Source organism: Curtobacterium sp. MMLR14_006 (assembly GCF_001864985.1).
In the GTDB taxonomy this organism is placed as follows: Bacteria; Actinomycetota; Actinomycetes; order Actinomycetales; family Microbacteriaceae; genus Curtobacterium.
The window spans coordinates 92052-110346 of record NZ_MJGU01000026.1; the positions used below are offsets into that span (position 1 = coordinate 92052).

At 71.1% G+C, this 18295-nt stretch carries 16 protein-coding genes; 5 read left to right on the top strand and 11 right to left on the bottom strand.

Annotated elements, in window-relative coordinates:
• Positions 1-58: 58 nt before the first annotated feature.
• Positions 59-229, bottom strand: a complete 171-nt coding sequence (locus BIU94_RS16510) for a DUF3117 domain-containing protein (protein WP_017887054.1) — start codon at positions 227-229, stop codon at positions 59-61.
• Positions 230-356: 127 nt separating this feature from the next.
• Between BIU94_RS16510 and BIU94_RS16515 the strand changes: the two genes are divergently transcribed.
• Positions 357-1589, top strand: a complete 1233-nt coding sequence (locus tag BIU94_RS16515; protein WP_071263365.1) for an AI-2E family transporter — start codon at positions 357-359, stop codon at positions 1587-1589.
• On the opposite strand, the gene BIU94_RS16520 is transcribed toward BIU94_RS16515, so the two are convergent.
• Positions 1568-2812 carry a hypothetical protein gene (locus tag BIU94_RS16520; protein ID WP_071263367.1) on the bottom strand — a complete coding sequence of 415 codons (1245 nt, stop codon included), beginning with the start codon at positions 2810-2812 and terminating at the stop codon, positions 1568-1570. The genes BIU94_RS16515 and BIU94_RS16520 overlap by 22 nt on opposite strands.
• Entirely contained in the window at positions 2797-3879 is a 1083-nt protein-coding gene (gene dapE / locus BIU94_RS16525; protein WP_071263369.1) for a succinyl-diaminopimelate desuccinylase, read from the bottom strand. The genes BIU94_RS16520 and dapE overlap by 16 nt, the downstream gene beginning before the upstream one ends.
• Positions 3880-4033: 154 nt before the next feature.
• On the opposite strand from dapE, the gene dapD reads away from it, so the two are divergent.
• On the top strand, positions 4034-5005 hold the full coding sequence (gene dapD / locus BIU94_RS16530) for a 2,3,4,5-tetrahydropyridine-2,6-dicarboxylate N-succinyltransferase (protein ID WP_071263371.1): 972 nt from the start codon (positions 4034-4036) through the stop codon (positions 5003-5005).
• 783 nt (positions 5006-5788) lie between these two features.
• Here the strand turns inward: dapD and BIU94_RS16535 are convergent.
• From BIU94_RS16535 to typA, 7 genes are all read right to left on the bottom strand, one after another.
• Positions 5789-7087, bottom strand: a complete 1299-nt coding sequence (locus tag BIU94_RS16535; protein WP_083404929.1) for a citrate synthase — start codon at positions 7085-7087, stop codon at positions 5789-5791.
• 175 nt (positions 7088-7262) lie between these two features.
• Complete coding sequence (gene dapC / locus BIU94_RS16540) at positions 7263-8381, bottom strand: succinyldiaminopimelate transaminase (RefSeq protein ID WP_071263373.1); 1119 nt, start codon at positions 8379-8381, stop codon at positions 7263-7265.
• Positions 8382-8395: 14 nt separating this feature from the next.
• The gene (gene fdxA, locus BIU94_RS16545; protein ID WP_071263377.1) at positions 8396-8713 is read right to left on the bottom strand and encodes a ferredoxin; all 318 of its coding nucleotides are present in this window, start codon (positions 8711-8713) and stop codon (positions 8396-8398) included.
• Positions 8714-8748: 35 nt separating this feature from the next.
• Positions 8749-9933, bottom strand: coding sequence for a PIG-L family deacetylase (locus BIU94_RS17545; protein WP_071263380.1), 1185 nt, complete (start codon positions 9931-9933; stop codon positions 8749-8751).
• A gap of 19 nt (positions 9934-9952) precedes the next feature.
• Positions 9953-10504, bottom strand: a complete 552-nt coding sequence (locus tag BIU94_RS17935; RefSeq protein ID WP_175472151.1) for a hypothetical protein — start codon at positions 10502-10504, stop codon at positions 9953-9955.
• Positions 10505-10826: 322 nt separating this feature from the next.
• The gene (locus tag BIU94_RS16560) at positions 10827-12026 is read right to left on the bottom strand and encodes an amidohydrolase (protein ID WP_071263642.1); all 1200 of its coding nucleotides are present in this window, start codon (positions 12024-12026) and stop codon (positions 10827-10829) included.
• 99 nt (positions 12027-12125) lie between these two features.
• Positions 12126-14048, bottom strand: a complete 1923-nt coding sequence (gene typA, locus BIU94_RS16565) for a translational GTPase TypA (protein WP_071263385.1) — start codon at positions 14046-14048, stop codon at positions 12126-12128.
• 121 nt (positions 14049-14169) lie between these two features.
• On the opposite strand from typA, the gene BIU94_RS16570 reads away from it, so the two are divergent.
• The 3 genes from BIU94_RS16570 to BIU94_RS16580 all read left to right on the top strand — a co-directional run bounded on the left by BIU94_RS16570 (position 14170) and on the right by BIU94_RS16580 (position 16307).
• Entirely contained in the window at positions 14170-14919 is a 750-nt protein-coding gene (locus tag BIU94_RS16570; RefSeq protein ID WP_071263387.1) for a CPBP family intramembrane glutamic endopeptidase, read from the top strand.
• Between the two features lie 121 nt (positions 14920-15040).
• Complete coding sequence (locus BIU94_RS16575; protein ID WP_071263389.1) at positions 15041-15520, top strand: peroxiredoxin; 480 nt, start codon at positions 15041-15043, stop codon at positions 15518-15520.
• A gap of 226 nt (positions 15521-15746) precedes the next feature.
• Positions 15747-16307, top strand: coding sequence for a PH domain-containing protein (locus tag BIU94_RS16580; protein WP_071263391.1), 561 nt, complete (start codon positions 15747-15749; stop codon positions 16305-16307).
• Positions 16308-16388: 81 nt separating this feature from the next.
• On the opposite strand, the gene BIU94_RS16585 is transcribed toward BIU94_RS16580, so the two are convergent.
• The gene (locus tag BIU94_RS16585) at positions 16389-18107 is read right to left on the bottom strand and encodes an ABC transporter family substrate-binding protein (protein ID WP_083404930.1); all 1719 of its coding nucleotides are present in this window, start codon (positions 18105-18107) and stop codon (positions 16389-16391) included.
• Positions 18108-18295 lie beyond the last annotated feature (188 nt).

Here is an 18295-nt window from a genome sequence, read left to right on the forward strand (position 1 = left end):
CAGACGACGGGCCCGGGGCGTACACGCCCCGGGCCCGTCGTTCTGGTGCTTCGACGTACTAGGCCGAGACGACCTCGGCGAGTGCGTCGTGGAGTTCCTTGGCCTCGGCGTCGTTGACCGAGACGACCAGGCGGCCTCCACCTTCGAGCGGAACCCGCACGATGATGAGTCGACCCTCCTTAACAGCCTCCATCGGCCCGTCACCGGTCCTCGGCTTCATGGCTGCCATCAGATGTCCCCTTTCGTGCAGTAAATGCAGGCCCATTATCCCGTACGGAGGGGGCAACTGCGAAACCGCCCAGGTTGGGGGTGTCGGATCGCCGCGTTCTCGCGGTTCGCGTTCGTACCCTCAACGGATGCTGAACACCACCTCCACGCGTCGCCGCTCGCTCGACGCGGCCCGTCCTCGCCGGTCCGGGCGGTCCGGCGACCCGGTGCCGGAGGGCCTGCGCATCGGCGCGGCCTTCACGTGGCGGCTCCTGGTCATCGGTGCCGGGATCGCGGTGGTGGTCGCGTTCGTGGTCCTGCTGCAGGACATCGTCGTGCCCTTCCTCATCGCGCTGCTCGTCTGCGCGCTCCTCTCGCCGATGTCCGCGTTCCTGCAGCGGCACCGCTGGCCGAAGTGGCTCGCCGTGCTGTCGAGCCTGGTCGCGCTCGTGCTCGTGCTCGGCGGATTGGGGCTGCTCGTCACCGAGCAGGTCCGCGCCGACCTGCCGTCACTCGAACGCCGGCTGCACCACAGCGTCCAGTCCCTGCAGAGCCTGCTCGACACCCAGCCGTTCGGCATCACCACGAAGGACGTCGACTCGCTCGTGTCGAGCGGCACCGGCTACCTGCAGTCGCACGCTTCGTCGATCCTGTCCGGGTTCCAGGCGGCGGGGACCGGCGCGGTGCACGTGCTCGAGGGCCTGTTCATCATCGTGTTCACGACGATCTTCGTGCTCGTCGACGGCGCCCGGATCTGGCGGTGGGTCGTCCGGATCTTCCCGCGTCGGGCCCGTGCGCGCATCGACGTCGCCGGTCACGCCGGGTGGAAGACCCTGACGAGCTTCATCCGCGTGCAGCTCGTCGTGGCCGTCACCGACGCCCTCGGCGTGATGATCGGAGCGCTGGCGCTGCAGATCCCGCTCGCGATCCCGATCGCGGTGGTCGTGTTCCTCGGCGCGTTCGTCCCCGTGGTCGGCGCGATCGTCGCCGGGGTGCTCGCCGTGGTCATCGCCCTGGTCTTCAACGGCGTCGGACCGGCCCTCGTCATGCTCGGCATCATCATCGTCGTGCAGCAGCTCGAGAGCCACGTGCTCCACCCGTTCCTGACGGGCAGCGCGGTCAAGGTGCACCCGCTCGGCGTCGTGCTCGGCGTGACCGCGGGCACCGCGATCGCCGGGGTCGTCGGTGCGTTCTTCGCGGTGCCCTTCATCGCGACGGTCAACGCCATGGTCACCGCAGCGGCAGCCTGGCGGCCGGGCGACCCGGAGCCCGTGTCAGCGACGGTGCCGCAGCGCGAGCGCACGACGACCGCGGAGCGGCTGCGTGCCCGCGCCGACGCCCGTGCGGGGCGGACGACCGATCACGGCGGGGTCCAGTCGTAGCCGTCGATCCACCAGCAGTGGTACAGCCACACCCACTGCAGTCCGATGCACACCGTCACCACGAGGACCCGGTACACCCGCGACCGCGGCAGCGCGACGATGCCGAGCAGCGGCGCGAGGGGCACGAGGATCCGCCAGGTGCTCGACTGCGGGAAGAACACCGCGAGCAGGTACACCAGGTACGCGACACCCCACAGCCGGAGCTCCAGTCCGACCCGCCGAGCGGCGGGCATGGCCACGAACGCGGCGAACCCGATGAGCACCACGGCGAGCAGGACCCCGCCGACCGGCTGCCGGAACCACCAGCCGAAGCCCTGCACCCACGGCGCGAAGGGCACGAGTTCCTTCCAGCCGATGTACGACGACCGCCAGGCCAGCTCGGTGTCCGTGTACGCCTTCGGCACCCCGGTCGCCGCCCAGGCGATCGCCGGCCACGCGAGCCCGACCAGCCCGGACACCACCGCGACGACGCCCGGGGGCACGAGTCGACGCAGCGTCAGCGGCTCGGACTCGCGCACCCATGCCGGCCGGATCGCCCAGGCGCCGAGGAAGAGCACCAGGAAGAACGCGAACGCGAGTCCGGTCGGACGGGTCATGCCGAGCAGCAGGACGACGGGCAGCATCGCCCACCACCGTCGGTCCACCACGAGCAGCAGGGCGACGAGCAGCAGGAACAGGCCCATCGACTCGGCGTACGCCACCTGGAACACCGCGGACACCGGCGCGACGCAGAACAGCAGGGTCGCGAACGACGCCCGGGAGTCGTCGAGGAACCGTCCCGCGAGCCGTCGGAAGACGAGGGCCGCGCCCAGGCCGGCGACGAGCGACACCGTGACGGCGACGAACTCGAACGACGCCCCGCTCAGGACCATCAGGCCGCGCACCAGGAACGGGTACGCCGGCATGAACGCCCACGCGTTCTCGGTGACGTGCCCGGCGGCGTCCACCGGCAGCGTCGAGGGGTAGCCGCCGGTGGCGATCACCCGGTACCAGGCACCGTCCCAGATGGACGCGAACGACAGGTACGACGGCCGCGCCCCGGTGAACGAGTTCGCCGGCTGCACCCCCGCGAAGGCGAGCAGCATCCCGCCGGTGACGAGCCGGGCGAGCACGTAGACGACCGCGGTGCGGAGCCACCACGGGATCGTGCGGTACCGGGCCCGCCAGCGGACGGGCACGGCGCCCCGCCGGGTCGTCCCGGCGGACGTCAGGCCGTCAGCCACCGACGGAGGCCGACCTCGACCGCGGTGATCTGCTCGACGGGCACCTGCTCGTCGTCGTGGTGGGCGAAGACCGGCTCGCCGGGGCCGTAGTTCACGGCCGGCACCCCGAGCGCCGAGAACCGCGCGACGTCGGTCCAGCCGTACTTCGGGCGCGGCGCCGGACCGCCGACGGCCGCCACGAAGTCCTGCGCGAGCGGGGCGTCGAGACCGGGCCGGGCGCCCGCGGCCAGGTCGACGATGTCCACCTGGTAGCCGTCGAACAGCTCGCGGATGTGCGCCACGGCTTCGTCGGCGGAGCGCGACGGGGCGAAGCGGTAGTTCACGTGGACCATGACCTCGTCCGGGATCACGTTGCCGGCGATGCCGCCCGTGACGCCCACGGCGTTGAGGCCCTCGCGGTACTCGAGGCCGTCGACGGTCACCGTGCGGGGCTCGTAGGCGGCGAGCGTCGCGAGGATCGGCGCCGCCTTGTGGATCGCGTTGTCCCCGATCCAGCTCCGCGCACTGTGCGACCGCTCGCCGTACGCGCGCACCTCGGCGCGGAGGTTGCCGTTGCACCCGCCCTCGATCTGGGCGCCGGACGGCTCCCCGAGGATCGCGAAGTCCCCGGCCAGCAGCTCGGGTCGGGTGCGGGCGAGGCGGCCGAGGCCGTTCAGCGCGTCGCTGACCTCCTCGTGGTCGTAGAAGACCCACGTGACGTCGACGTTCGGCTCGGTCAGGTCGTGCGCCAGCTTCAGCTGGACCGCGCAGCCCGCCTTCATGTCGACCGTGCCGCGACCCCAGAGGATCTCGGTGCCGTCCTCGGTCGTGCGGAACTCCGTCGGCAGGTTGCCGTTCAGGGGCACGGTGTCGATGTGCCCGGCGATGACCACGCGGCGGTCGCGGCCGAGGGTCGTCCGGGCGACGATCGCGTCGCCGTCGCGGATCACCTCGAGGTGCGGCAGCGGCGTGAGCACCGCCTCGATCGCGTCGGCGAGCGCCTGCTCGTTGCCGGACACCGACTCGATGTCGCAGATGGCACGAGTGATGTCGATGGACGAGGCGGTGAGGTCGAGCTGCTCCGGCATGCGGTCACCTTATCGGCAGCCCCTGGCGTCGCGCTGGCCCGCGTCCACACCGACCCGGCGGCGTCCGGGCGGCGTCCGGGAGGCCCGGCGCGGCCGGGCAGCGTCCGTCCAGCCGGTCGGGTGGCCGGCCCCGCCGCCTCGGTACCCTGGTGCGGTGACCGACACCACCGACACGACCGCCGACCGTCCGACCGCGGCCTGGGGCCACGGCCTCGCGACGATCGCCACCGACGGCACGACGCTCGACACCTGGTACCCGGAGACGCACCTCGGCGCCGTACCCGCCGACGCCGCGTTCCCGGCGGAACTGCAGGCCCACGTCGGCGAGGACCCCCGCCGCGAGGTCCGCATCGAAGCGGTCACCACCGCCGTCTCGATCGACGCCGCTCCGGCGAGCACCCCGGACGCCTACCTGCGCCTGCACCTGCTCAGCCACCTGCACGTGCAGCCGAACGCCGTCAACCTCGACGGCGTCTTCGGGCACCTGCCGATCGTGGCCTGGACGAACGCGGGCCCGGTCCACCCGGACGCCCTCAACCGCCTGCGCCCGGCGCTGCAGCGCGCCGGCATCGCCGTGCACGCGGTCGACAAGTTCCCCCGCCTGCTCGACTACGTCGTCCCGGACCGCGTGCGCATCGCCGACGCGAACCGGGTCCGCCTCGGCGCGCACCTCGCCCCCGGCACCACCGTGATGCACGAGGGCTTCGTCAACTTCAACGCCGGCACCCTCGGCGACGCGATGATCGAGGGCCGTGTCTCCCAGGGCGTCGTCGTCGGCAACGGCACCGACATCGGCGGCGGAGCCTCGATCATGGGCACGCTCTCCGGCGGCGGGACGCACCGCGTCTCCCTCGGCGAGCGTGCACTGCTCGGTGCGAACGCCGGCCTCGGGATCTCGTTGGGCGACGACTCCGTCGTCGAGGCAGGCCTCTACGTCACCGCGGGCACGAAGGTCGTGCTCGTCGGTGCCGCCCCCAACCCGGACGGCACCCCGCGGACCGTCAAGGCCGCCGAGCTCTCCGGCGCCCCGAACGTGCTGTTCCGCCGCAACAGCCTGACCGGCGCCGTCGAGGCCATGCAGCGCGCGGGCGAGGGCATCCAGCTCAACACGGCGCTGCACGCCTAGCCCGCCCGGTCGGGACGCGCTCGCCCGGCAGCTCACTCGCCCGACAGCCCGACAGCCCGTCCCGAGTGGTCGCAACCTGCCGTGCGTGTCCCGCGAGGGTGCACGTTCTGTCGCCTGGAGCACGCTCGGGCGACAGTTCGTACCCACTCGACCCCGCGCTCGGGAGCCCACCTCCCCCGGCCGGCCCCGAGCGGGCGGAATGCCCGGGTGCGCTCGCTCCGTGACCCCCACGTTCCGCCCGCTCGGCCGACGGGCCTTCGGATCGCCGGCCCTGCCGAGCGCCCAGGCCCGCGACCGGGCGAAATGCCGGGCCCATCTGCAGGGGTCACTCGGGTCTTTCGCCCGCTCGACCGGCGGGCACTCGGGTCACCGGCCCTGCCGAACGCCCGGCACCGCGAGCGGGCGAAATGCCGGGCCCAGCTGCGGGGGCCACTCGGGTCTTTCGCCCGCTCGACCGCCGGGCACCCGGGTCACCGGCCCTGCCGAACGGCAGGCACCGCGAGCGGGCGGAATGCCGGACACTTCTGCACGACACCCGGGTCTTCCGCCCGCTCGACCGACCCTGCGCACGCAGCGCGGCCCCTGCGGAGCCCCCGGCACCGCGAACGGGCGAAAGACCCCAGCGCACCCGCCCGGCCACCCGGGTCTTTCGCCCGTTCGACCAGCCGGTGCCCGGGGCAGGGCGGCACAGCACGGAACGGACGAGACGAGACGAGGGGCGCGCCCCCCACATAGACGAACGCCCCGCCGCACGCAATCGTGGGACGGGGCGTTCGCGGTCGGTCAGCGCTTCGGGACGTCGCGCTCCGGGGCTCCGACGTAGAGCTGCTGCGGGCGCCCGATCTTGTTCTGCGGGTCGTTGTTCAGCTCGCGCCACTGTGCGATCCACCCGGGCAGGCGGCCGATCGCGAAGAGGACGGTGAACATGCGGGGCGGGAAACCCATCGCCTTGTAGATGATGCCTGTGTAGAAGTCGACGTTCGGGTAGAGCTTGCGGCTGACGAAGTACTCGTCCTCCAGCGCGATCTGCTCGAGCTCCATCGCGATGTCGAGCAGGTCGTCCTGCACGCCGAGGGACTCGAGGACCTCGTGCGCGGACTCCTTGACGAGCTTGGCGCGGGGGTCGTAGTTCTTGTAGACCCGGTGTCCGAAGCCCATGAGCTTGACGCCCTGCTCCTTGTTCTTCACCCGCTCGACGAAGCGCGACACCGGCTCGCCGGAGTCCTTGATCTGCTGCAGCATCTCGAGCACGGCCTCGTTCGCGCCGCCGTGCAGCGGGCCGTACAGGGCGTTGATGCCGGCCGAGATCGACGCGAACATGTTCGCCTTCGTCGACCCGACGAGCCGGACCGTCGACGTCGAGGCGTTCTGCTCGTGGTCCTCGTGCAGGATGAGCAGGCGCTCGAGGGCCTTCGAGAGCACCGGGTTCGGCTGGTACGTCTCGGCCATCGTGCCGAAGTTGAGCCGCAGGAAGTTGTCGACGAACGACAGCGAGTTGTCCGGGTACAGGAAGGCCTGCCCGATGGCCTTCTTGTGCGCGTAGGCGGCGATGACGGGCAGCTTCGCGAGGAGCCGGACGGTCTGCAGTTCGACCTTCTCGGGGTCGTCGACGTCCATGTCGTCCTCGTAGTAGGTCGACAGGGCGCTCACGGCGCTCGACAGCACCGACATCGGGTGCGCGGAGTGCGGCAGGGCGTCGAACAGTCGGCGCAGGTCCTCGTGCAGCAGGGTGTGCCGACGGATGCGGGCGTCGAAGGCCTCGAGCTCGGCGGGGCTCGGCAGCTCGCCGTAGATGAGGAGCCAGGCGACCTCGAGGTACGTGCAGTTCGCCGCGACCTGGTCGATCGGGTAGCCGCGGTAGCGCAGGATCCCCTGGTCGCCGTCGATGTAGGTGATGGCACTGCGGGTGGCCCCGGTGTTCACGAACCCGTAGTCGAGCGTGTTGAGCCCGGTCTGCTTCTTGAGGCTCGCGATGTCGATCGCCGAGGCACCGTCGACGCTCCGCAGGATCGGGAACTCCGCCGAGCCCCCGGGGTACGTCAACGTGGCGGTCTCGGTCGCCTGCTCGGCGGTCGGACTCACGGGGACGGGCGTCGTGGGCGGTGTGGCCGTCTTCTGAGCGTCATTGGCAGTGTCAGTCACGAGGACAGCCTAATCGCGGCGTCTGTCGCTCGTGTACACATCCGAGGTCACGACTTGGTGGGGACCACCGGTTGCGTTCCGGCCCTTGACGGGTGGCTCGGGACGCCCGCCGTTGCTACGCAGCGCCGAGTCGGCGGCCGCTGGCCAGGCGCTGCGCTGCTGCGGCGATGCGCTCGTCGGTCGCGGTGAGCGCCACCCGGACGTGCTCGCCCCCGGCTACGCCGTAGAACGTGCCCGGGGCCACGAGGATGCCGTGGTCGGCCAGCCAGGAGACGGTGTCGAGCGCGGGCTCGCCACGGGTCGCCCAGAGGTAGAGGCCCGCCTCGCTGTGGTCGATGCGGAAGCCGGCGTCCTCGAGTGCCCGTCGGAGCATGTTCCGTCGTGCGCGGTACCGGGCCTTCTGCTGCTGCACGTGCGTCTCGTCCTCCAGCGCGACGACCATCGCCTGCTGCACGGGCAGCGGCGGCATGAGTCCCGCGTGCTTCCGCACGGTGAGGACGTCGGCGAGGATCGCGGCGTCACCCGCGACGAAGGCCGCACGGTAGCCGGCGAGGTTGGACTGCTTCGAGAGCGAGTAGACGCTGAGCACGCCGTCGAGCGAGTCACCGACGACCCGCGGGTCGAGGATCGTCGGGGTGGGCGTCGTGGCGTACTCGTCGTCCCACCCGAGTTCGGCGTAGCACTCGTCGCCGACGATGACGGCGCCGAGCTCGCGCGCACGGGTCACCGCGGCCCGCAGGGCGTCGATCGTCAGCACGCGGCCGTCGGGGTTGCCCGGGGAGTTCAGCCAGACGAGCTTCGTCGTCTCCGGCCAGGCGGCCGGGTCGTCGGAGGCCAGCGCGTCCGCGCCGACCAGGGCCGCGCCGAGCTCGTAGGTCGGGTAGGCCGCTGCGGGGAACACGACCGTGTCGCCCCGTCCGATGCCGAGCCACAGGGCGAGGCCGGCGATGAACTCCTTCGAGCCGATCGTCGGCAGGGTGTGCGCCTCGGTCAGCTCGACGCCGTGCCGGCGGCCGTACCAGTCGGCGATGGCCTGGCGCAGTGCCGGGGTGCCCGCGACCTGCGGGTACGCGTGTGCGTCGGTGGCCGCAGACAGCGCGGTGCGGACGACCTCGGGCGTCGGGTCGACGGGTGAGCCGACACTGAGGTCGACGATGCCGCCCTCGTACGCTGCGGCGCGCTGCTTGAACGGGACGAGCTGGTCCCAGGGGAAGTCGGGGAGGTCGAGCGCCACGTGGACGGTCCCGCTCAGGCGCGCGGGGGCTGGGCCATGACGACCGGGTGGTCCTTGTGGATCACACCGACCTTCGCGGCGCCGCCGGGAGAACCGATCTCCTGGAAGAACTCGACGTTGGCCTTGTAGTAGTCCGCCCACTCGTCGGGCAGGTCGTCCTCGTAGTAGATGGCCTCGACGGGGCACACCGGCTCGCACGCACCGCAGTCGACGCACTCGTCGGGGTGGATGTAGAGCGACCGGTCGCCCTCGTAGATGCAGTCGACGGGGCATTCGTCGATGCAGGCGCGGTCCTTGACGTCGACACAGGGCTGGGCGATCACGTAGGTCACGGTTCGGGTGCTCCCTTCGACGAGCGGGTCCGAGTCTACTCGGCGGCGCTGGCCGTCCGTGACCGCAGCCCGGACAGGTCCGGCCAGGCCAGCACGAGCGCGGCGATGACGGCCGGGGCGAAGGTCCACACGTACCCGGCGGCGTTCGCGAGCACGAGCGGCGAGCTCTGGCCGCCGACGGACACCATCACCTGGGTCGCGACGATGACCCCGATGCCGATCGCCGCGACCATGGCGCGGGACCGGTGGACGAGCCGGACGCCGACGGTCAGGCCGACGACGATCAGGGTGGTGAGCACCATGCCGATCGGGAACGACCCCACCGTCTGCTGGTGCGTCACGGTGCCGAGGCCGCCCGTGACGGCGCCGAGCACGAACGCGACGACGACGGCCGTCGCCTTGCCCTGGCCGGTCATCTCGGCGTAGGTCTGCGGGGCGGCCGGCTCCGGGTCGGCGTCGTAGCGGTACGCCTCGACCGCGGGGGCGTGCTGCCGGACGCCGTGCGGCATCACCCACGACAGGGCGCCGGGGTCGGCGCGGTCCTCGGGGTCGACCGTGACCTGCGAGCGGTACTGCTCGACGGCGGCGCGGACCTTCGCACGGACCGGCAGGACGTCGACGGTCAGGTCGGCGTCGCCGCCGTCCGGGTCGACGATCATCGAGAACGGCACCTCCTCGGCCCGGGCGGCGTGCCGCGCGGCGTGGTGCACCCGGACGTGGTCCGGGTGGCCGTACCCGCCGTCGTCGGCGTAGCTCACGACGGCGTCGGCCCCGGTGGACCGGATCGCCGCGCGGACGTCGTCGACGACCTCGCCGAGGTCGGCCGCGGTGAGCGAGTCGGCCGGTGCGTCGTCCGCCGCGGTGGCCCGGCCGTCCGGACCCCACTGCATGCCGGAGTCGACGTAGCGGCGCTCCGGCAGGTCGGTCGGGCGCGCACCGGGTCCGCCGAGCCACAGGTGGGACGGCCCGCCGAGGGCGGCGAGTGCCGCGGCGATCTCGGTCTCCCGGTGCCGGGCGACCCGTGGGCCGTCGCCGGCGAGCGGCGCGAGCTGCGCCGTGAGCATCTCGCCGCGTTCCCCCCGGGTCGCGGTGAGGACGGTCACGCGTGCGCCGCGCTCGAGCAGCGTGGCGATCGTCCCACCGGACGCGAGCGTCTCGTCGTCGGGGTGGGCGTGCACGAAGAGGACGTGCTCGGGACGGGTGACGGAGGCCTTCGACATCGCACCCCAGGGTACGGGACTACCGGGGTGTGACGATGTACGTCGCGGTCGCTCCCGCGCCGCCCTCTCCGGCGTCCGAGAACGTGAGCACGACGCGGTACCCGTCGCTGCGGAACATGCCGAACGCGCTCGACGAGTCCGCTCGCTTCGCGGACTCGGTGAACCCGGCATCCGCCAGCTGCTGCGCCGCGGCGGTGAAGTCGTCGACGGACGCAGCGCGGACCTGCACGACCCAGCCGGAACCGTTCGGCCCCGCTCCCCCGCCGAGGACGGTGCCGTCGACGAGCGGCACCCCGGCCGACGGGAACCCGTCCGGCACCTTGCCGTCCGAGGTCACGTCCGCACCCTTGAGCGCCGTGTCGAGCGCACCGTCGATGCCGCCCGCCACCTGGGACATGCCGTCCTGGATGGCAGCCCCGTCGATGCCCCGCACGCCCTCGGCCACGTCGGACGCGACCGAGGAACCGAGGTCGGTGGCCTGGCGCACCGCTTCGGACGAGCACCCGGTGAGTCCGGCCAGGGCGATGCCGGCAGCGACGGCGGCGATCAGCGGGGTACGGAGAGAACGCATGTCGCGACCGTAACGGAGCATCCGGGAGGCCCGGCGTGAGTCCCCTGGGAACGTCCTGCCGCGCCGTGGCCGGTTCCGCCCGCTCGCGTGGTCAGCCCTCCCGCGCGCGGGTGGCCGTTCCGCGCGTGGGAAGCAGAACCGCGCGTGGGAAGCAGAACCGCGCGTAGGAGGGCGGTTGGTCTGGCCTCCGACGCGCGGATCTGCTTCCCATGCCGCGTGCGATGGGACGGAACGCGCACTCAATGCGTCCGTCGAGGCGGCACGGAGCACGAGCGGCCCACGCGCGCGGCGCAGCCTCGGCGCGGACAAGGGCCCCGAGCCCTCAGCGCTCCCCGACGTACGCGCGGGTGGCGGCCACGAGGGCGTCGACCCCGACGGGGATCGCGGTCTCGGCCTGCGGGGCGTAGAACGGCGAGTGGTTGCTCGGGATGTCCGCGCCGCGGCGGAAGAGCTCCGGGTCGGTGATGCCCGTGAACCAGTACACGAGCGGCGCTCCGGCAGCGGTGGCGAGCTGGCCGACGTCCTCCGACGCCATGGCGAGCCCGATCTCCAGGTCGCGGGCCCCGGGCACCACGGCGCGGACCGCCTCGAGCACCCGGGCGGCGGCCTCGGCGTCGTTCACCGTCACCTCGGCGCCCGGCGCGCGGGTGATCGTCGGCTCGGGCAGGCCACCCGCGGTGCTCTCGGCCCGCACGATGCGCTCGATCGAGGCGATGATGCGCGCGCGGGTCTCCTCGTTGCGGGCACGCGTCGAGATCTCGATGACGGCCTGGTCGGGGATGATGTTCGCCCGGGTGCCGGCGTGGAAGCTGCCGACGGTGACGACGCCGGCGTCGCTGGGCGAGACCTCGCGTGCGACGACGGTCTGCAGTCGCACCACGGCCGAGGCCGCGGTGACGATCGGGTCGAGGGACGCCTGCGGCGCCGAGCCGTGCGCGCCCCGGCCGTTGAACGTGACGGTGAGCCGGTCGCTCGAGGCCATCACGGGGCCGGTGCCGACCGCGACGATGCCGACGGGTGCCGGGGCGGAGTGCTGACCGAGCACGACGTCCGGCTTCGGGAACCGGTCGGCCAGGCCGTCCTCGACCATCGCCCGGGCGCCGGAGATCACTTCTTCCGCGGGCTGGAACACGGCGACGACCGTGCCACGCCAGTCCCCCGTGGACGCCACCAGGCGCTCCAACGTGCCGAGCAGCCACGTGACGTGGATGTCGTGGCCGCAGGCGTGCATCGTCGGGACGTCCTTGCCGTCCTCGTCGGTGCCGCGGTGCTCGCTCGCGTAGGGCAGCCCGGTGCGCTCCTGCACCGGCAGGCCGTCCATGTCGGCACGGAGCCAGACCACGGGGCCCTCGCCGTTCGACACGACACCGACGACACCGGTGCCGCCGACGCCCGTCGTCACCTCGATCCCGCCGATCTCGGCGAGCTTCGCAGTGATGACACCGGCGGTGCGGTGCTCCTGGAAGCCGAGCTCCGGGTGGGCGTGCAGGTCCTGGTAGATCGAGAGCAGGTCGAGAGTCACGCTGACCACGGTACAACCGCGAACGGCCCGGCCACCTGTTGCAGGTGACCGGACCGTCGGACGGAGGACGGGCCTCCCGGGTATCGCTCGCGCTGGTGCTTACGCGTCCTGGCGCTTCAGGCGGGCGTACGAGCGCTGGCGGGCCTGCGCGTCGAGCTCGACCTTGCGGATGCGGACGGCGTCGGGGGTGACCTCGACGCACTCGTCCTCGCGCGCGAACTCCAGGCACTCCTCGAGGGAGAGCTGGCGCGACGGCGTCATCGACTCGAAGGAGTCGGCATTCGCCGAACGCATGTTCGTGAGCTTCTTCTCCTTCGTGATGTTGACGTCCATGTCGTCGGCGCGCGAGTTCTCGCCGATGACCATGCCCTCGTAGACCTCTTCGGTCGGGTTGACGAAGAACGTCATCCGCTCCTGGAGGTTCGTGATGGCGAACGGCGTGACGACGCCCGAGCGGTCGGACACGATCGAGCCGTTGATGCGGGTCTGGATCGGGCCGGCCCACTCGTCGTAGCCGTGCGAGATCGCGTTCGCGATGCCGGTGCCGCGGGTCTCGGTCAGGAACGACGTGCGGAAGCCGATGAGGCCGCGCGACGGGACGATGAACTCCATGCGCACCCAGCCGGTGCCGTGGTTCGTCATGTTCTCCATGCGGCCCTTGCGGGCGGCCATGAGCTGCGTGATCGCGCCGAGGTACTCCTCCGGCGTGTCGATCGTCATGTGCTCGTACGGCTCCTGCAGCTTGCCGTTCTCGTCACGCTTCGTGACGACCTGCGGCTTGCCGACGGTGAGCTCGAAGCCCTCGCGACGCATCTGCTCGACCAGGATGGCGAGCGCGAGCTCACCACGGCCCTGGACCTCCCAGGCGTCCGGACGACCGATGTCGAGGACCTTGAGCGAGACGTTGCCGATGAGCTCGCGGTCGAGGCGCTCCTTGACCATGCGGGCGGTGAGCTTGTGGCCCTTGACCTTGCCGACGAGCGGGCTGGTGTTCGTGCCGATCGTCATCGAGATCGCCGGGTCGTCGACCGTGATGGTCGGCAGCGGGCGGACGTCCTCGGGGTCGGTCAGGGTCTCACCGATGGTGATCGTGTCGAAGCCGGCGACGGCGACGATGTCACCGGGGCCCGCCGACTCGGCCGGGTAGCGCTCGAGCGCCTTGGTGATGAGGAGCTCGGTGATGCGGGCGTTCGCGACGGTGCCGTCGTGCTTGACCCACGCGACCGTCTGGCCCTTCTTCATCGTGCCGTGGAAGATGCGGAGCAGCGCGAGGCGGCCGAGGAACGGCGACGCGTCGAGGTTGGTGACGTGGGCCTGCAGCGGGTGCTGGTCGTCGTACTTCGGCGCGGGGACGTGCTGCAGGATGGCCTCGAACAGCGGCTCGAGGTCCTCGTTGTCGGGCAGCGAGCCGTCGGCCGGCTTGTTGCGCGACGCGGCACCGGCGCGACCCGAGGCGTAGACCACGGGGACGTCGAGGATCGCGTCGAGGTCGAGGTCGTCGACCTCGTCCGACAGGTCGGACGCCAGGCCGAGGAGCAGGTCCTGCGACTCGGAGACGACCTCGTCGATGCGGGAGTCGGGGCGGTCCGTCTTGTTGACGAGCAGGATCACCGGGAGCTTCGCGGCGAGCGCCTTGCGGAGCACGAAGCGGGTCTGGGGCAGCGGGCCCTCGGACGCGTCGACGAGCAGGACGACACCGTCGACCATGGACAGACCGCGCTCGACCTCGCCACCGAAGTCGGCGTGGCCGGGGGTGTCGATCACGTTGATGGTGATGGGACCGTCGGAGCCGAACTCGGTCGCGTGCTTCCCGTTGTAGAGCACCGAGGTGTTCTTCGCGAGGATCGTGATGCCCTTCTCGCGCTCGAGGTCGTTCGAGTCCATCATCCGGTCCTCGCCCTCGAAGTGGGCGTCGAACGAGTTCGTCTGCGTGAGCATCGCGTCGACGAGGGTGGTCTTGCCGTGGTCGACGTGTGCCACGATGGCGACGTTGCGCAGGTCGGACCGGGTGGCGAGCGCCATACAGGACATCCTTCGATTTCTGGGTGAGTGTCGGGCCAGCGACTTGACAGCACCGCACCCGTGGGCAGAACGCCCGACACGCCAGTCTACCGGTAGTTCGCAATCGACAGGAGTACAGGGCATGAGCCGACGGCGAACGTGGGTCGAGATCACGATCGTGCTCCTGCTCTCACTCGGTGGCAGCGCGTTGTACTCGATCCTGCAGATCATCGACGACCTGTCGCAGCCGACCCCGCTCGGCGAGCAGTCCACGGCCCTCAACACCTCGTCGACGACGGTGCAGTACGTCGACCTGGCGCGGCAGCTGCTCGGGATCGCGGTGGACCTGGCCCCGGTGGCGCTCGTCTGCTACCTGCTCTGGAGCTCGTCGCGCCCGCACCTCGGTCGGCTCGGGATCGACCGGTTCCGCGTGAAGCCGGACCTCGGCGGGCCGGCGCTCATCGCCCTCTGCATCGGGGTCCCCGGCCTCGCCCTGTACTTCGCGGGGCGTGCGCTCGGCATCACGGTGGCGGTCGACCCGGCGGCGCTCAACTCCTACTGGTGGACGGTGCCCGTCCTGCTGCTGTCCGCGGTCCGTTCCGGCCTGCAGGAGGAGGTGATCGTCATCGGGTACCTGTACGCCCGGCTCGGCGACCTCGGGTGGGGCCGGTGGCAAGTGATCCTGTCGACGGCGGTGCTGCGGGGCAGCTACCACCTGTACCAGGGCTTCGGCGCGTTCGTCGGGAACGCGGTGATGGGGATCGTGTTCGGGTGGATCTACACGAAGTGGGGGCGACTGCTGCCGCTCGTCGTCACGCACTGCCTGCTCGACGCAGTGGTGTTCGTCGGCTACCCCTGGGTGGCGCACGCGTTCCCGCAGCTCTTCAGCTGAGCGCCCGCCCGAGCACGAGCGCCCGTGCACCGGTGCACCCACGGGCGACCCTGAGCGCATCCACGGTGTCCGTCCAGCGCGCCGAGGGGACGTACCCGTCCGGCACCCCTACCGTGAGCGCATGAGCATCCCCGCCGTCGGCGAGCCCGCACCGGACTTCACCCTGCCCGGCATGATCGTGCGCGGTGGCGTGCGGGCGGACGACGAGTACTCGCGGTCGTCCGTCGTCGGCCGTCCCCTCGTGCTCGCGTTCTACCCCGGCGACGCCACCCCGGTCTGCACCGCGCAGCTCTGCAGCTACCAGGAGGAGCTCGACGACTTCGCCGACCTCGGCGCCGTCGTGTGGGGCATCAGCCCGCAGGCGCTCGACTCGCACGAGGCCTTCGCCCGCGGCTCGTCGCTCACCTTCCCCCTGCTGAGCGACACGAGCGGCGAGGTCATCCGCGCGTACGGGGTCAACGCGCCGGGGTTGCCGCTGCGCCGCTCGGTGTTCGTCATCGGCCCGGACGGACTCGTGCGCTGGCGGCACGTCGGGCTGGTCGGCCTGCGGTTCCCGAAGGCTGAGGCGATCCGCCACCAGGTGGAGCTCCTCGTCGCCTGACCGGCACGCGGCCCGTCGGCCGGATCACGCACCGTCCGGCGTGGCGATCCCGGAATCGGTGCCCGTGGGGTGTTGACACCCGAACTGGGGGCGGTGACCATTGACGTCTACGAGCGGTCCGAACTGGATCTGCCTCCCCGGGGAATCGGGTCGTCCGGAGGTACGCGCCGGTGTGTCACACCCGCTCCCCGGGCGTTCCCGGGGAGGCATCTCGTAGCCTCGTCCGGTGCACACCACGATCGTCGCCCTGGGTCTCCGCCGTCTGGCCGTCGTCCTGTGGATCGTGGCCGTCGTCATGGTCCCGCTCGCGCTGGTCGGCGGCGGCTCGCCCTGGCTCGCCCCGATCCCGAGCATCTGCGTCGCGTTCGTCGCGTGGGCGGCGCTCTGGCGCCCGCGGCTCGAGCTCACGCCCGACGCACTGCGCATCGTGGACGTCCGGCGCACGAGCGAGGTCACGTGGTCGCGCATCACGGACGTGCGGACGAAGTACGGCCTCGAGGTGGTGACCAGCGAGGGCGTCCGCCGCGTCTGGATCGCCACCCGCCCGACGGCGCGGCTCGCCGTGCTCGGGACGGGCACCGAGACCCGGTCGGGAGGCACGGATCACCTCGACGTCGACGCTGCGGCCGCGCGCATCCGGGCCCGGGTACCCGCTCCGGTCCGTCAGGACGGCCCGCCCCCGGCGACCGTGACGGCTGCGCCGATCACGCACCGCGTCCACGGCTGGACCGTCCTGGCGTTCGTGGTGCTCGGCGTCGCGGCGTCCCTCGCCGCGGCACGGCTGTGAGGGTGTGACGCTCCGACGACGGACGACACCCCCGACGTCGTGTGACGTCGGGGGTGTCGTCGCGGGTCGTGCGACCGGTGGCTACTCGGTGTAGCCCACGTCCTGCCACTTCACCGAGGACTGCTGGAACTGCGAGGGACCGTAGTTCACCAGGTCCTTCCGCACCCCCCAGGCGTAGGGCTCGGCGAACAGCGGGATGGTGCCGGCGACGGCGACGATCTTCTTGTCGATCTCCTGCGCGTCCTTGATGCGCGCGTCGGGGTCGAGCTCACCGTTGGCGGTGTCCCAGGCCTCGCCGAGCGAGTCGTCGGTGACACCGGTGTAGTTCTGACCGGCGTCGGCGGGGTAGTAGATCGACTTCAGCGACGAGATCGGGAACGGCGTGCCCTGCCACGCGAAGTACGTGGCGTCGAAGTCACGCGTCGTCGTGGTGATGTACTTCGTGAAGAAGTCGTCCGTCGGGACGGTGTCGATGGTGACCTTGAAGCCGGCCGCCTTCGTCTGCTGCTGCACGAGCTGCGCGACGTTGGCCGAGTTCGGGTTGTCCGACGGGATCACGAAGCGGACCTCGAGCGCCTTGCCGCCCTTCGTGGCGTAGCCGTCGGAGCCGATCGTGTAGCCGGCGTCCTCGAGCTTCTTCTTCGCCTTGGCGGTGTCGTAGCCGTAGACGCTCGTCACGTCGTCCTCGTAGCCCTTCTGGCCGGGCAGGAACGTCAGGTTGTTCAGCACGTCACCGGGGCTCTTGACGGGGGACAGGATGGCCTGGGCCAGCACCTTGCGGTTGATGGCCTGCGCGAAGGCCTGACGGACCTCCTGGTCCTTGAAGACGTCCGAGGTGCCGTTCAGCGTGATCTGGCGCTGCGTGGTGCCGAGCGAGCGCTCGATCTTCGAGTCGGAGCGCGAGTTGGCGGTCTTGAAGTTGTCGGCGCTGCCGTTCAGGTTGAACGCGTCGAGCTCCTTGTTGCCGTAGGCCTGTGCGACGCCGTCGCGCGACACCGTCTTGAAGACGATGGTGTCGAGCTTGCCCGGGTCGCCCCACCACTTGCTGTTCTTCTCGAAGGTCACGACGCCACCGTTGGCGTCGAAGGACTTGAGGATGTACGGGCCACCGGAGACGTAGGTCTTCCCGTCGGCCTCGTAGGGGCCCTTGGCCCACGCCTTGTTGAAGTGGTCGGGGGTGTCGACCGCCCAGTACGGGTAGATCGCGGTGAAGACGCTCGCCCAGTCGGCGTTCGTCTTCGAGAAGGTGACGATGACGTCACGCTCGTCGGAGCCCTGCTTGACCGAGTCGACGTCCTCCCAGACGTTGGTGGCCAGCGGTGCGAAGGCCTTGTCCGAGCCGTTCAGCGCCTTCCAGTTGGCGATGACGTCCTTCGCGGACAGCGGCGTCCCGTCGGACCAGACGGCCTTCGGGTTGATCTTGATCTCGACGGTCTGCGGGGAGTCCTTCGTCAGCTCGATCGAGTCGACGTAGTCCTTGTTCGCCTCCCACTCGCCGTTCTCCTTGAACTGGATGAAGCTCGGCAGGTAGGTCTGCGAGATCGTGGTGTCGTCCACGGTCCCCGAGTCCAGGTTGAGCAGCTGCCAGTTGGCCGGAGCCGAGTCGATCGGCAGGGTGATGGACCCGCCGTCCTTGACGTCGGCGCGGTCCGCGACGGTCCAACCCGTCGACTTCAGCGACGACTCGGCGACCGGGGAGCTGCTGTTGCCAGCACTCCCGCCGCCGGAGCAGCCGGCCAGGACGACGACGGCAGCCGCCGCGGTGGCGAGCACACCGATGCCCTTGATCCTCTTTCGCATGGCGAGGATTCCCTTTCGTGTGGTTCGCGCCGGAGCGCTGGAACGCGACCGACCCCCGGCCGTCACGTCTGTTGGTTGAGAACCCTAGTCACATCCGAAGGCTCCACAAGAGCCTGTGCCGTCAATCGAAACATGCTCGTAACGAATGTTGCATAGCGTCACTTCCGTTGTCCCACCCGCCTGCCCGG

Excerpts from the sequence above, each read along its gene's own strand:
- BIU94_RS16510 (WP_017887054.1), bottom strand. The coding sequence starts at position 229 with ATGGCAGCCATGAAGCCGAGGACCGGTGACGGGCCGATGGAGGCTGTT.
- BIU94_RS17545 (WP_071263380.1), bottom strand. The coding sequence starts at position 9,933 with ATGTCGAAGGCCTCCGTCACCCGTCCCGAGCACGTCCTCTTCGTGCAC.
- BIU94_RS16570 (WP_071263387.1), top strand. The coding sequence starts at position 14,170 with ATGAGCCGACGGCGAACGTGGGTCGAGATCACGATCGTGCTCCTGCTC.
- BIU94_RS16585 (WP_083404930.1), bottom strand. The coding sequence starts at position 18,107 with ATGCGAAAGAGGATCAAGGGCATCGGTGTGCTCGCCACCGCGGCGGCT.
- BIU94_RS17935 (WP_175472151.1), bottom strand. The coding sequence starts at position 10,504 with ATGCGTTCTCTCCGTACCCCGCTGATCGCCGCCGTCGCTGCCGGCATC.
- typA (WP_071263385.1), bottom strand. The coding sequence starts at position 14,048 with ATGGCGCTCGCCACCCGGTCCGACCTGCGCAACGTCGCCATCGTGGCA.
- BIU94_RS16515 (WP_071263365.1), top strand. The coding sequence starts at position 357 with ATGCTGAACACCACCTCCACGCGTCGCCGCTCGCTCGACGCGGCCCGT.
- dapE (WP_071263369.1), bottom strand. The coding sequence starts at position 3,879 with ATGCCGGAGCAGCTCGACCTCACCGCCTCGTCCATCGACATCACTCGT.
- BIU94_RS16575 (WP_071263389.1), top strand. The coding sequence starts at position 15,041 with ATGAGCATCCCCGCCGTCGGCGAGCCCGCACCGGACTTCACCCTGCCC.